Origin of the sequence: Rhodococcus sp. P-2 (assembly GCF_016598535.1) — a bacterium.
GTDB lineage: Bacteria > Actinomycetota > Actinomycetes > Mycobacteriales > Mycobacteriaceae > Rhodococcus_F > Rhodococcus_F baikonurensis.
This window is the reverse complement of the sequence record NZ_CP066779.1, coordinates 1,182,566-1,195,876: the sequence shown is the minus strand read 5'-3', so window position 1 is coordinate 1,195,876 and position 13,311 is coordinate 1,182,566. Positions and strand designations below refer to the sequence as shown.

The window sequence follows — 13,311 nt, the reverse complement described above, 5'->3', positions numbered from 1 at the left end:
ATTGGGAACGTATGTACACCAAAAAGATTCGGTTCGTACCTCGCTTTGTCGCGCTCGGGCTTGCCGGTGCATTGTGGTTGACCGGGTGTGCCTCCAGTAGTGGGGGCACCGCGGGATCGGATTCACCGAGCAGTAGTGGCGCAGCGGGTTTCGTGGGAGCTCGGGATACTGGGGAACGGGTCGACGGAGGTGTTCTCACCTTCGGGTCCTATTCGTTCCCTTCCTCGTTGGACCCCGCCAGAACGCAAGCCGCCGGTTCGACCGGCGGAACCGAAATGGCCGCAATTTACGACACGCTGGTACGCAGCGATTCCACAAGCGGGGGCTTCGTACCGCAACTCGCGAAGACTCTGTCGAACAACAGCGACTTCACCTCGTACACCGTCACTTTGGCTGATGGTCTCACCTTCAGTGACGGGAGTCCGCTCGACGCGGAAGCGGTGAAGTGGAGTATCGATCGATTCGTGGCAGGTAAGGGCGATGTATCGCAGACCTGGCTCAACATCGTGGATCGGATCGAGACGCCCGACGCCACCACTGTCGAATTCATCCTCGAGCGGCCCTGGAGTCAATTCCCGGCGCTGTTGTCGCTCGGCCCCGGAATGATCGTTGCGCGAAGTTCAGGCGGAGAGGCAGGGTCTGTTTCAGGAACCGGGGACGGAGCGTTCACGCCGATCGGGGCGGGCCCGTTCACCTTGGCCAAGTTCGCGCCGCACGAAGAACTGGTACTCGCCGCACGTACGGATTATCAGGGCGGTAAACCTTCACTGGACACACTGCGGTTCGTTCCTACTTCGGGCGCACAGTCTCAGTACGAATCGCTGAAGAGCGGTCAGATCGACATGACGTACATTCTGCGAGACGAGGCCGTCATCAAACAAGCTCTCGACGACGGATACTCGGGTTACCTCAGTCCGACCGGACAGAACGGGATCGGCACGATCAACAATCGCGAGGGCAAGCCCGGGGCCGATGTGCGTATTCGTCAGGCGATCGCCTCCGGGGTGGATCCGGCGGCAGTCAATACCCGTGCGAACAACGGATTGGGCACCGCCAGTTCCGAACTGGTCCCGCGGACATCACGTTGGTACAACAACACAGCAGGCATTCCGTTCGACCCGGCGAAGGCAAAAGCGCTGCTCGATCAAGCGAAGTCCGACGGGTACGACGGGAAACTCCGTTATCTCACCACCTCGGAGCCGAGCCAACAAGCGACGGCACTGACGGTTCAGGCGTCGCTGAACGCGATCGGTTTCGACGTCACCATCGACTACGCCACCGATGTGACCGATCTGGTTCGACGGGTATACAGGGACCACGATTTCGACATGACCAGAGGTGGCGCTCCGGTCGGAGAAGAAGCGCCGTACCTCAATGTGTACAACAGTATGGCCAGTGATTCGAAGAACAACCCGTCCGGCTTCGCGGACCCGGAGATGGACGCGCTGATCACGGCTGTGCAGACTGCATCGACGGACGATGCTGTCCGTGAGGCGATCAGCAGGGTGCAGGAGTACGCCAATGTGACTGTGCCTTACGTGATCTGGGGTCCCGCATCGGTGTTGACTGCTTGGGACGGCAACATTCACGGCGTCGTACGCACTATCACCGACATCATGTTCTTCGGCGATGCTTGGATGTCGCCGGCGTGAGTTCCTGCAGATGGAAGGGTTTTCGACGTGCGATTGACGAAATGGTGTAGCGGCGAAATGGTGGAACGATGAAGTGGTCCTTGGCGGGCGCGATGATCGACGCCCTGGAGTTGTGCGAGTTGGCGCAGGTCGCAGAAGAGGGGGGTTTCGACGGAATCGCGATGCCGGATTCCGTGTTCTATCCAGAGCGGGTGTCGGCGCCGTATCCGTACACCGCTGACGGGAAGCGGATGTGGTCGCCCGAGACGCCGATGCCCGATCCTTTCATTGCCATGGCCGCAATGGCGGCCGTCACGTCGCGAATTCGGTTTTACACCAACGTGTTCAAACTCCCACTGCGTGATCCGCTGTTGACGGCCAAGCAGGTATCGACCATGGCGGTGATGTCGCGGAACCGCGTCGCTCTCGGCGTCGGTTTGTCCTGGATTCCCGAGGAATTCACCTTCACCGGTACCGAGATGCGAACCCGCGGTGCGCGTACCGACGAAGCCATCGAGATCATCAAGGCCGTGTGTGCGGGACGTGGACCCGAATGGGTCGAATTCCATGGCAAGCACTACGATTTCGACGCGCTGATGATCAGTCCTGCTCCGGAGATTCCTGTTCCGATCTACATCGGTGGGCACAGCGAACCGGGATTGCGGCGCGCAGCCAGGTTGGCTGACGGTTGGATGTCGGTGAACACGACGAAAGCCGAATTGGCCTCCGCCATCGATCGTCTCACGGAATTGCGGGACGAGTACGGTCGTGCCGATGCTCCCTTCGGCGTCAACGTCTCGCCGACGGATGTTCGCGATCTGGACGGATATCGCGAACTCGAGACTCTCGGAGTCACGGAAATCAGAGTGTTGCCGTGGTATCGCTACGGAGTTGATGTCGGTGATCGCCAGGCGCGACTCGACTCGATTCGACGGTTTGCCGACGAGGTCATCGCTCAGTACTGATCGATCAGCGTCTGCATCGCCCGGCCGTAGAGTTTTGCCAACTCGTCGCGATCTGCCGACTGGGGGATGCTCTCGTCGCTGAGGACGCTCAACAAGCCGGACACCTGGGCGGAGACCAGGAGTGCTCGGGTGTACGCGTCTTCGCCGTCGAGGCGAGCGGCGAGATTGGTGGCAAACGTACCGGTCATCTCGCGCAGTCGCTCCCGGATCCGTGGACTGTCCGACGCCCGCATGAGCGCTGTGTACACCGACAGCATCCGGGCGTCGGCCTTGCCCAGGACGAATGCTGCGATCCGCTTACCGAGGGTGTCGAGTGGGCCGTCGAACTGGCCTTCGAAGTAGTCCGCAACCGGCGTGGTTTCCAGGAACAGCGCTTCTTTCGACCCGAAATGCCGGATCACCAGGGCCGGATCGATTCCGGCAACTTTGGCGATGGCGCGAACCGACGTGCCACCGAACCCGTGCTCACCGAATAGTCGGAATGCTGCGGCGCGAATCGCCTCGGACGTCGAGGGCTGTTCCTGCTCTGGCGTGTGCTTCGTGGGTGTCACGACATCGACCTCTGTGCTCGCGTGCCGACTTCGTTGTCAACGGCGTTGACTATAACGTGTCAACGGTGTTGACTGTTGAGTCTGTCAACGGCGTTGACAGCTAGATGCGGTGAGTGAAGAGAGCGTGGAATATGACAGATACCGACGTCCGGGTTCCCAGCGAAGAGGTTGTCGATCCGCCGACCAATTGGAAGATGGTGGGCAGTGGACTCGCATTTCCGTTGTTCTTCGTCATCATGTTCTGCCTGTGTTACGTCAGCGCGTTCCACTCGCCGACGCCGAATCAGGCCCCGATCGTGGTGGTCGGTCCGTCGTCCGTCACGGCCCCGCTGATCGACGGAATCCAGGCGTCGTCGGGTGACAAGTTCGACATCGTTGCCACCGCCAACGCCGCCGACGCACTCTCTCGGATCGACAACCGCGACGCGATCGGCGCCATCGAGATCGGTGACATCGTGACCGCACATATCGCCACCGGCGCGGGCGCCTCGACGGTTTCCGTGGTGAGCAGCTTGGCGCATTCCGTCGCGGAGCAGACGGGGCAGCAGGTCACGGTGATCGACTCGGCGCCCGTCACGGCGCGCGACTCCTCGACCGTCGGGCTCTTCTACTTCTTGATCGTCTGCACCCTCGGTGGCTACCTGACCATCACGGTGCTCAGTCAGGTTGCGCCGAGAATGCGGCTGCGAGAGCAGTATTCGATCCTGGCCGGTGCGGCGGTACTCACCCCGCTCATCGCCTTCGGAATCACCAGCATCTTCATGCACGCCTTCGGGGCGTCGGTCGGTCAGATCCTGCAACTGCTGGGGATCTCGATGCTCTACACGTTCACCGTCGGTGCGGTGAGCATCCTGCTCAATCGACTGCTCGGGCAGGCCGCGATCTTCGCGGTGCTGACGGTGCTCGTCTTCATCAACTTCCCGAGTTCGGGCGGTGCCATCCCGGTGTCGTTCCTGCCCGGATTCTGGCAGCACATCCATTCGTTCTGGCTCGGATCAGCGGCCATGGAGCCCATCCGCTCCGTCATCTACTTCGGTGGGAACGGCGCCGGACCGCACCTGCTCGTTCTGGGGATCTGGCTGGTCGCGGCACTCGGCCTGACCGGACTGCTCGCCTCTCGGCAGTCGAAGAAGGCAGCAGCGCACTGAGCGTGGTGGGGCCGGCGATTGCCGACCCCACCCGAACTGTTTACTTCAGCCGTACGGCGTCCGTGCCCGGACCGTCCAACATCGCCGACCCCAGCAGGATGTCCGGGATGCCGAAGCCGTCGATCAGCGTCTCGACGTGCGGACGCAGGGTGCGGCACCGCTCGTTGATTCCGCGCGTCACGGCCTTCGAACGCTCCACCGACAGGTGCCGGTGCTCCATGAACCAGGCCTTGTCCTCCTCGATGACGGACAGCGCGTAGAGATCGCACACCTCGCCGAAGAGTTCCTTCGCGGTCTCGTCCTCACACGAGTCGATGCCCGCGACGAATGCTTCCAGGATGACGCGCTCGATGTGCGCCTGAGCGGCTTTGAGCACGTGGTCCTGCACGAAGTTGAACGCGTCGAACGGGTTTTCCTCGCGCTTCTGTGCTGCCTGCAATCGCCTTGCCGCAGTGGAGAGTAGGTACTCTTCGCGATCTTCGAACATCTTCATCTGGGTGCCGCGGTTGAAGAGGCTGCCGTCCTCTTCGTTGTCCTGGCGGGTGTCGACGATCGTCTGCAGGATCTGCTGCGCTGCCGTGCGCTTCTTGACCACGTCGGAGACCGTCGTAGCGGCGAAGCGCATCCAGTCGACCGGGCTCATGCCGCGAACTTCGTCGGCGTAGGAGGTGAGTAGTTCCTTGGCAACCAACTGAGTCAGAACGTGGTTGTCACCCTCGAACGTGGTGAAGACGTCTGTGTCAGCCTTGAGCGCGGTGAGGCGGTTCTCGGCGAGATAGCCTGCGCCACCGCAGGCTTCGCGTGCCTCCTGGATGGCCCGAGTGGCGTGCCACGTGTTGGCGGCCTTGAGTCCGGCGGCGCGACCCTCTAGTTCGCGTTGCTCCTGCGGATCCGGGTCGTCGCTGCTCTGGATGTCGTGCATCGCGGCAACAAGCTCGTTCTGTGCGAACTGCAGAGCATACGAGCGGGCGATCAACGGCAGCAGACGCTTCTGGTGGACGAGGTAGTCCATGATCAGGACCTCGTCGTCGCTCTTCGGAGCACTGAACTGTCTGCGCTGCAGGGCATATCGACCGGCAATGGCCAATCCGACGCGGGCGGCCGCTGCCGCCGAACCACCGACGGTCACACGTCCGCGAACCAACGTGCCGACCATCGTGAAGAAACGACGGTTCGGGTTCTCGATCGCCGAACTGTACGTGCCGTCCTCGGCGACGTCGGCGTAACGGTTGAGCAGATTCTCACGCGGGATGCGGACCTGGTCGAAGACGATGCGGCCGTTGTCGACTCCGGGTAGTCCACCCTTGAGCCCGCAGTCGGACGTCGTGACACCGGGGAGGTCGTTGCCGGCGTCGTCACGAATCGGCACGACAAAGCAGTGGACGCCCTGACTTTCGCCTCCGGTGATCAGCTGTGCGAACACCGCCGCGACGGTCGCGTGCTGGGCAGCGCCGCCGATGTAGTCCTTGCGAGAGGACGGAGTGGGGGAGTTGACGACGAACTCACCCGTCTCGACGTCGTAGGTTGCCGTGGTTTCGAGTTCCTGGACGTCGCTGCCGTGACCGGTCTCGGTCATCGCAAAGCAACCGAGCAGGTCCAGATCGATCAGCGGCTTGACGTATGCCTGGTGGTGACGCTCGGTGCCGAGGTTTTCGATGGCGCCGCCGAACAGACCCCACTGGACACCGGCCTTGACCATCAGTGAGAGGTCGGACATCGCGAGCATCTCGATGCTGGTGACGGCGCCACCCGCGTCGCCCGTTCCGCCGTGAGAGACCGCGAAACCGTTTGCGGCGTAGCCGAGATCGGCGAGGACGCGCATCTGTTCGAGAGCCTTGGAGCGCGCAATGGCGGTGTTGGGTGTGTAGTGCGGAGCAAAACGTTCGTCGTTCAATTCGCCGCGAACGCGCTCACGCACCTCCCGCCAGCGTCCGTCGAGTGTTGTCCTGAGGTGGTCCGCTGTGGTGGCCATGGAACCGACGATAGCGCGTAGCGCACCGCGGGCAACCCGGTTCGATCCCAACCCTCACATTCAGCAGGAGCCCGCGGCACCCGCTTCGATTCCTTGGCGGAAGAGTTCCTTCTCGCTCTCGGACATAGCCTGGTACGAAGGGTCGTTCTCGACGATCTTCAGGAAGTCGGCGCCCGCTGTCTGCGTCGACGTCTCGCCGCTCTGAACACGCTGCTGAACGTAGACGGACACCGCTGAACACCCTCCGAGAAACGCCGGGTCGGTGCTCGTTGCCGCGGTGGTTCGAGCCGAGTCGGTGGCGCTCGGCGGCGACGACGTTGTCGCCTTGTCGTCGTTCGAAGCGTCCGAACCACACGATGTGAGAAGAATCGCAGCCGAGACCATCAGCGTCGTCAACAGTCGCTTCATGCCGGAAATCGTCTCACGCGGGGCCCGGTTCGACCGGAAAACTCGCCTCGAGCACCGAAGTCCTACACCCTGTCGTTGTCAGATTCGACAGAACTGGGACACTGGAAGCCGTGACTGTGTCTTCCGGTGATCCCGACGTGCATGCAACGAACTCCGCTCGGCTCTTCGAACGTGCCGGCAACGTGATTCCGGGTGGCGTCAACTCGCCCGTCCGCGCGTTCGGTTCGGTCGGCGGAACACCGCGGTTCATCCGCGAGGCGTCCGGTTACACCCTCACCGACGTCGACGGAAACGATTACGTCGACCTGGTGTCGTCCTGGGGTCCGATGATTCTCGGGCACGCTCACCCGGCAGTCGTCGAAGCCGTTCGCGAAGCAGCCCTCGGTGGTCTCTCCTTCGGTGCGCCGACCGAAGGCGAAGTTGCCCTCGCCGAGGAAATCGTCGCCCGCGTCGCGCCCGTGGAAAAGGTTCGCCTGGTCAACTCCGGAACCGAAGCCACGATGAGCGCAGTCCGCCTCGCCCGCGGATTCACCGGACGCACCAAGATCATCAAGTTCTCCGGTTGCTACCACGGCCACGTCGACGCCCTTCTCGCCGATGCCGGATCGGGCCTCGCGACGTTCGGGCTGCCGACCTCTCCCGGTGTGACCGGCGCTCAAGCCGAAGACACCATCGTCGTCCGCTACAACGATCTCGATGCAGTGGCCGCGGCGTTCGCCGCCAATCCGGGCGCCATCGCGTGCGTCATCACCGAAGCTGCCGCCGGAAACATGGGCGCCGTCGCGCCGCTTCCCGGTTTCAACGAGGGTCTGCGTCGTCTCACCCGTGAGCACGGCGCGCTCCTGATCATGGACGAGGTGATGACGGGATTCCGCGTCAGCGCCTCGGGTTGGTACGGCATCGACAACGTCGCCGGCGACCTCTACACCTTCGGCAAGGTCATGAGCGGCGGACTGCCCGCCGCAGCATTCGGCGGCCGCGCCGACATCATGGGCCACCTCGCGCCAGACGGTCCCGTCTACCAGGCCGGCACCCTTTCGGGTAACCCCGTAGCTGTCGCCGCCGGACTCGCAAGTCTGCGCGCCGCCGACGCCGAGGTGTACGCCAAGCTCGGTCGGAACGCGACCGCCCTCGGCGACCTCATGACCCAAGCACTCACCGCCGAAGGCGTCGAGCACCGAGTGCAGTACGCAGGCACCTTGGTGAGCGTGTTCTTCACCGAGAACACCGTGATCAACTACGACGAAGCCAAAGCCGCGCAGACCTGGCGATTCCCCGCGTTCTTCCACGCACTGCTCCGCCGCGGCGTGTACCCGCCGCCGAGCGCGTTCGAAGCGTGGTTCGTCTCCGCAGCACTCGACGATCGAGCATTCTCGATCATCGCCGACGCCATGCCCCACGCTGCCAAGGCCGCAGCCGCTGCCGTCAAGTCCTGACACGTTCAAGCTCGAGCAACAACCGCACGCTTCCGACATCCATCTTCTTCAGCGAGGACCCTCGACTGTGACCGACGCCGATCACCCCGACCACACGTCCACCCGCACCATCGTCCACGTCCTTCGCCACGGCGAAGTTCACAACCCGCGCGGGATCCTCTACGGACGGCTCCCGGGCTTCCGGTTGTCGGTGGCGGGCGAAGCCCAGGCGCGTGCGGTCGCGTCAGTGCTCGCCGATCACGACATCACGCACGTGGTCGCGTCGCCGCTGCAGCGAGCACAGGAAACTGCAACGCCGATCGCCGAGGCACATAAGCTCGACATCGTCACGGACGAAAACCTCATCGAGGCAGGCAACGAGTTCGAAGGTCTCAAGGTTGCCGTCGGGGACGGTGCGCTCTCACGTCCGCGTCACTGGTGGAAACTGCGTGACCCGTTCACCCCGTCCTGGGGCGAGCCCTACCTGCAGATCGCGCATCGCATGCTCGCAGCCGTCAACGCCGCACGCGTTGCGGCAGTCGGACACGAAGCCGTCGTCGTCAGCCATCAGCTGCCGGTCTGGACCCTGCGCCGATTCCTGCAGGGCGAGCGACTCTGGCACGACCCTCGTCACCGTCAGTGCGGCCTGGCCTCGTTGACTTCACTGGTCTACGAGGGCGACACCCTGGTTGACATCGTCTACTCCGAACCCGCCGGCGCCTCCGACCCGAGAGTGACAGGAGCATGATTTCGCGCCGCATCGCCGCAGCACTCGCAGCCGCTGCGTCCGCGATGCTTCTTCTCTCGTCCTGCGCGACCGGCGACGACGCCGTCGCACAGGGCGGAACTTTCGACTTCGTATCACCGGGCGGACAAACCAAGATCTTCTACGATCCGCCGTCCGACCGAGGCACCATCGGCAAGCTCTCCGGGCCAGACCTGATGAACGAAGGCCAGAAGGTCGGCGTCGACGACTTCGAGGGCAAAGTCGTCGTTCTCAACGTCTGGGGTCAGTGGTGCGGACCGTGCCGGGCCGAAGCCGACGACCTGGAACAGGTCTACGAGCAGACCAAGGATTCGGGCGTGCAGTTCCTCGGCATCAACGTCCGCGACGACACCAAGAACAAGGCGCAGGACTTCGTGGTCGACAACAAGGTCTCGTACCCGTCGATCTACGACCCGTCGATGCGTTCGCTGATCGCCCTCGGTAAGGGCTACCCCACGTCGGTCATTCCGACGACGATCGTCCTGGACCGTCAACACCGCGTCGCCGCGGTGTTCCTCCAAGAACTACTCGCCGAGGATTTGCTGCCCGTCGTCCAACGAATAGCTCAGGAAGACGCGCAGTAGACATGACAACCACGACCACCACGCTGCTGGCCGGCAGCGAAACACTGAGCGCCGGTGTGGGCGAGGCATTTCAGAACGCGGCGTCTTCGGGTCCGCTTCTGCTGGCCCTCGGCGCCTGCGTGCTCGCCGGTCTGGTGTCGTTCGCTTCGCCGTGCGTCGTTCCGCTCGTTCCCGGCTACCTGTCCTACCTCGCCGGCGTCGTCGGTGCCGACGCTCCCGCGATCACAGCCGAAGAGGCGAAGACGCGAACGATCACCCGCAGCAGTCGCCTGAGGGTGGCCGGTGCGGCCGGACTGTTCGTCGCCGGCTTCACCGTCGTCTTCGTTCTCGCGACTGCGTCGGTGTTCGGTGTCATCTCGACTCTGCTCGTCAACCGCGAGGTTCTGATGCGTGTCGGCGGCGTGATCACGATCGCGATGGGCCTCGTGTTCATCGGACTGATCCCCGCCCTCCAGAAAGACGTTCGTTTCGAACCCCGTCGTGTCTCGTCACTGGTGGGCGCCCCGTTGCTCGGGGGAGTGTTCGCGCTGGGCTGGACGCCGTGCCTCGGACCGACGCTGGCAGGCGTGATGTCCGTAGCCGCGGGAACCGACGGGATGACCGCTGCGCGTGGTGTCACGTTGATCGTCGCGTACTGCATCGGACTCGGCCTGCCGTTCATCATCTTGGCGCTGGGATCGGCGCGAGCGCTGACCGGCGTCGGCTGGTTGCGTCGTAATGCACGCACCATTCAAATTTTCGGTGGAATCATGTTGGTGGCAGTGGGAATCGCCCTCGTCACAGGCGCGTGGGACCAGTTCGTCGGCTGGGTTCGCGACGCATTTATCTCGGAGGTGACGCTGCCGATATGACAGCTGACGACAATAACGACAACCCGAAACCCGCGCTCCCGAAGCAGTCGGTGATCGGTCGAGTCGTTGCACTCGGGCGCAACACCTGGCGCGGACTCACCTCGATGCGGACCGCGCTGGTTCTGCTGTTCCTCCTCGCGCTGGCTGCTATCCCCGGCGCTCTGCTGCCACAGCGAACCCTCAACGAGGGCAAGGTCGCCGACTACATCGCCGCGCGTCCGACGCTCGGCCCGTGGATGGACCGCCTCGAACTGTTCGACGTGTTCAGCAGCTTCTGGTTCACCGCGATCTACGCATTGCTCTTCATCTCGCTGGTCGGCTGCATCCTGCCGCGTTGCGTGGAGCACGCGAAGGCGCTGCGTACCCGTCCGGTGAATGCGCCGCGCAATCTTGCTCGCCTGCCGCACCACACCAAGAGCGTCGTCGACGGCGAGACTCCCGACGAACTTGCTGCCCGGGTGTCGAAAGAACTGCGTGGGTGGCGCGTCGAAACGCGTCGCGGCGATACGAAATCGCGCCGTGAAGGCGAGATCACCATCTCGGCGGAAAAGGGATACCTCCGCGAATTCGGCAACCTCGTGTTCCACCTGTCGTTGGTCGGATTGTTGATCGCGATCGCCGCGGGCAAGTTGTTCGGCTACGAGGGCAACCGCATCGTCATCGCCAACGACGGACCTGGCTTCTGCACCACCTCGCCGGCCGTGTTCGACTCCTTCGTCGCCGGTTTGAGCCTCGACGGCACCGGCATGACCCCGCTGTGTGTCCGTGTGAAAAATTTCCAGGCCGACTACCTCGAGACCGGTCAGGCCGAGATGTTCACCTCGGACATCTCGTACCAGGCAGGCGACGACCTCGAGTCCGATACCTGGCGGGACACGACCATCCAGGTGAACCACCCGCTGCGGATCGCCGGCGATCGTGTGTACCTGCAGGGACACGGATACGCGCCGACATTCACCGTCACCTTCCCGAACGGCGAGACCCGCACCGAGACGCTCCAGTGGCGTCCCGACGACGCCACGACGTTCCTGAGCAGTGGCGCGATGCGTTTCGACCCGCCGGGCGGCATGTATCCCGATGCGGACGAGCGTCGGAAGAATCAGATTGCCATCGAAGGATTGTTCGCGCCCACCGCGCTGTTCCACGGCAACCTTCTGTCGTCGAGCTACCCGGCGATGAACGACCCGGCAGTCGCCATCGACATCTACAAGGGCGATACCGGACTCGACACCGGCAACCCGCAATCGCTGTTCGAACTCAACACCGAACTGATCAATCAGGGTCGACTGGTCAAGCAGGATCGAGTCAATCTCTTCCCAGGGGAGAGCGCGACGCTTGCCGACGGCACCCAGGTGCGATTCGATGGTGCCGTCGACTTCGTGAACCTTCAGGTGTCCCACGATCCCGCTCAGGTGTGGGTGTTGGTTTCGGCGTTGACGATGATGGCGGGTCTGCTCGTCTCGCTCGTGATCAAGCGTCGCCGCGTCTGGGCACGTATCTATCCCGATGACGAACGACGTACTGTAGTAGAACTTGGTGGGCTTGCCCGCACCGACCACGCAGGCTGGGGCGACGAGTTCGACCGCCTCGCCGACCGCTTGCTGAAAAGCAATCCGACCACCGCGGTGAACCAACCGCACGCGCAGGAGAACGCCCGATGACAACCAACGAGACACTCGCGCAGTACAGCGACTGGGCCTTCAAGTCCGCCTTCACCGTGCTCGTTCTGGCGTTCGTGCTGCTTATCGTGCAGTACGCGTCGGCCAGAGCCAAGGCGGTTCAGGACAAGGAACTGGTCTCGGCCGGCGGAGTCGACGCTTCCGTGCCGGGCAGGGTCGCGGAGACTCCGACCAAGTCGCTCTCGGAGCGGTTCGGCGGAATGGGCCGAGCTGTCCTGGTTGTCGGAACGGTTCTGATCATCGCGTCGATCGTGCTCCGCGGATTTGCGACGGAACGGTTCCCGCTCGGCAACATGTACGAGTTCGTGGCGATGGCGTGTGCGGCGTCGTTGCTGGTCGGGCACGTCCTGCTGATCAAGCCGGCGTACCGTCCGATGTGGGTCTTCCTGCTGGTTCCCGTCCTGATTCTGATGTTCCTCGCCGGCACGGTTCTCTACGCCGACGCTGCTCCCGTGGTTCCGGCGCTGCGCTCGTACTGGCTGCCGATTCACGTGACGATCGTCAGCGTCGGCTCCGGCATTTTCATGATCGGCGGTATCGCTTCCCTCTTGTTCCTGCTCCGACTGAAGTTCCCGCCCGGTGACGAAGGCTCGAGCATCGGTGGCCGGATCGCGGAGCGACTGCCGGACGCCCAGACCCTCGACCGCTTGGCCTACAAGAGCACGATCATTGCCTTTCCGCTGTTCGGCGCCGGTGTGATCCTCGGTGCCATCTGGGCGGAAGCTGCGTGGGGACGCTTCTGGGGTTGGGATCCCAAGGAGACGATGTCCTTCATCGCCTGGGTGATTTACGCCGCTTACCTCCATGCGCGAGCAACGTCCGGTTGGCGGGAGACGAAGGCGGCCTGGATCAACATCGCCGGATTCGTCGCGATGTTGTTCAACCTCTTCATCATCAACATGGTCGTGTCCGGCCTGCACTCCTACGCGGGACTCAACTGATCCTCTCGAGGTACCGTGGGTGGCTGCCGACCGGTCTGTAGGTATTACCGGTAGGTAGGTCAGGGGCGGCAACAGTTACGATGCAGCTCGGTGAGTTACTAGCTGCTTGGTAGCTGTGGGATCGACGAGGGGGAACGGCGAGATGGCCGACAAGATCGAAGACGCCGGAGCAGGATTGTGGGAGCCGGTGCGCCCTGCCGAGCCGACGCGGAGCGAGTTGCGCACATCCGCACCCGAGACGTCATCCGACTCGGTTCCCAGCGATGTTCGTAGTCTATTCGTGGCCCCGGTCGACTCCGGTCCGCTCCAGCAGGTCGCCGGCCCGGGGCCCAGTGCACCCGCCGCTCAGCCACCGCTGACGACGCCGGCAGCTCCGGCGCCAGGCCCCAAGACCCCGGTC

Annotated in this window: 12 protein-coding genes; 9 read left to right on the top strand and 3 right to left on the bottom strand. The window is 63.4% G+C overall.

Annotated elements, in window-relative coordinates:
• Nucleotides 1-11: 11 nt before the first annotated feature.
• Nucleotides 12-1,652 (top strand): ABC transporter substrate-binding protein, encoded by a 1,641-nt coding sequence (locus I7X09_RS05565; RefSeq protein ID WP_200317679.1) that lies wholly within the window; start codon nt 12-14, stop codon nt 1,650-1,652.
• 68 nt (nt 1,653-1,720) lie between these two features.
• The gene (locus tag I7X09_RS05560; RefSeq protein WP_200315944.1) at nt 1,721-2,596 is read left to right on the top strand and encodes a TIGR03619 family F420-dependent LLM class oxidoreductase; all 876 of its coding nucleotides are present in this window, start codon (nt 1,721-1,723) and stop codon (nt 2,594-2,596) included.
• On the opposite strand, the gene I7X09_RS05555 is transcribed toward I7X09_RS05560, so the two are convergent.
• Nucleotides 2,587-3,147, bottom strand: a complete 561-nt coding sequence (locus tag I7X09_RS05555; RefSeq protein WP_200315943.1) for a TetR/AcrR family transcriptional regulator — start codon at nt 3,145-3,147, stop codon at nt 2,587-2,589. The genes I7X09_RS05560 and I7X09_RS05555 overlap by 10 nt on opposite strands.
• Before the next feature lie 131 nt (nt 3,148-3,278).
• On the opposite strand from I7X09_RS05555, the gene I7X09_RS05550 reads away from it, so the two are divergent.
• Complete coding sequence (locus tag I7X09_RS05550; RefSeq protein WP_200315941.1) at nt 3,279-4,295, top strand: ABC transporter permease; 1,017 nt, start codon at nt 3,279-3,281, stop codon at nt 4,293-4,295.
• 40 nt (nt 4,296-4,335) lie between these two features.
• Here I7X09_RS05550 and I7X09_RS05545 read toward each other — a convergent pair whose 3' ends face one another.
• Together I7X09_RS05545 and I7X09_RS05540 are read right to left on the bottom strand one after the other, a co-directional pair.
• Nucleotides 4,336-6,267 (bottom strand): acyl-CoA dehydrogenase family protein, encoded by a 1,932-nt coding sequence (locus I7X09_RS05545; RefSeq protein ID WP_095970479.1) that lies wholly within the window; start codon nt 6,265-6,267, stop codon nt 4,336-4,338.
• 60 nt (nt 6,268-6,327) lie between these two features.
• The gene (locus I7X09_RS05540) at nt 6,328-6,675 is read right to left on the bottom strand and encodes a hypothetical protein (protein ID WP_166811172.1); all 348 of its coding nucleotides are present in this window, start codon (nt 6,673-6,675) and stop codon (nt 6,328-6,330) included.
• A gap of 110 nt (nt 6,676-6,785) precedes the next feature.
• On the opposite strand from I7X09_RS05540, the gene hemL reads away from it, so the two are divergent.
• The 6 genes from hemL (at nt 6,786) to ccsB (ending at nt 12,911) form a co-directional block, all read left to right on the top strand.
• Nucleotides 6,786-8,111 (top strand): glutamate-1-semialdehyde 2,1-aminomutase, encoded by a 1,326-nt coding sequence (gene hemL, locus I7X09_RS05535; protein WP_200315939.1) that lies wholly within the window; start codon nt 6,786-6,788, stop codon nt 8,109-8,111.
• A gap of 67 nt (nt 8,112-8,178) precedes the next feature.
• Complete coding sequence (locus tag I7X09_RS05530) at nt 8,179-8,838, top strand: histidine phosphatase family protein (RefSeq protein ID WP_003941868.1); 660 nt, start codon at nt 8,179-8,181, stop codon at nt 8,836-8,838.
• Nucleotides 8,835-9,440, top strand: coding sequence for a TlpA disulfide reductase family protein (locus I7X09_RS05525; protein ID WP_095970364.1), 606 nt, complete (start codon nt 8,835-8,837; stop codon nt 9,438-9,440). Before I7X09_RS05530 ends, I7X09_RS05525 begins: the two co-directional genes overlap by 4 nt.
• A 2-nt stretch (nt 9,441-9,442) precedes the next feature.
• Nucleotides 9,443-10,291 (top strand): cytochrome c biogenesis CcdA family protein, encoded by an 849-nt coding sequence (locus I7X09_RS05520; protein WP_095970363.1) that lies wholly within the window; start codon nt 9,443-9,445, stop codon nt 10,289-10,291.
• On the top strand, nt 10,288-11,952 hold the full coding sequence (resB, locus tag I7X09_RS05515) for a cytochrome c biogenesis protein ResB (RefSeq protein WP_095970362.1): 1,665 nt from the start codon (nt 10,288-10,290) through the stop codon (nt 11,950-11,952). The genes I7X09_RS05520 and resB overlap by 4 nt, the downstream gene beginning before the upstream one ends.
• Nucleotides 11,949-12,911, top strand: a complete 963-nt coding sequence (gene ccsB / locus I7X09_RS05510; RefSeq protein ID WP_050656206.1) for a c-type cytochrome biogenesis protein CcsB — start codon at nt 11,949-11,951, stop codon at nt 12,909-12,911. The genes resB and ccsB overlap by 4 nt, the downstream gene beginning before the upstream one ends.
• Nucleotides 12,912-13,311 lie beyond the last annotated feature (400 nt).

Excerpts from the sequence above, each read along its gene's own strand:
- I7X09_RS05565 (WP_200317679.1), top strand. The coding sequence starts at position 12 with ATGTACACCAAAAAGATTCGGTTCGTACCTCGCTTTGTCGCGCTCGGG.
- I7X09_RS05560 (WP_200315944.1), top strand. The coding sequence starts at position 1,721 with ATGAAGTGGTCCTTGGCGGGCGCGATGATCGACGCCCTGGAGTTGTGC.
- I7X09_RS05550 (WP_200315941.1), top strand. The coding sequence starts at position 3,279 with ATGACAGATACCGACGTCCGGGTTCCCAGCGAAGAGGTTGTCGATCCG.
- I7X09_RS05545 (WP_095970479.1), bottom strand. The coding sequence starts at position 6,267 with ATGGCCACCACAGCGGACCACCTCAGGACAACACTCGACGGACGCTGG.
- I7X09_RS05540 (WP_166811172.1), bottom strand. The coding sequence starts at position 6,675 with ATGAAGCGACTGTTGACGACGCTGATGGTCTCGGCTGCGATTCTTCTC.
- I7X09_RS05525 (WP_095970364.1), top strand. The coding sequence starts at position 8,835 with ATGATTTCGCGCCGCATCGCCGCAGCACTCGCAGCCGCTGCGTCCGCG.
- I7X09_RS05520 (WP_095970363.1), top strand. The coding sequence starts at position 9,443 with ATGACAACCACGACCACCACGCTGCTGGCCGGCAGCGAAACACTGAGC.
- resB (WP_095970362.1), top strand. The coding sequence starts at position 10,288 with ATGACAGCTGACGACAATAACGACAACCCGAAACCCGCGCTCCCGAAG.
- ccsB (WP_050656206.1), top strand. The coding sequence starts at position 11,949 with ATGACAACCAACGAGACACTCGCGCAGTACAGCGACTGGGCCTTCAAG.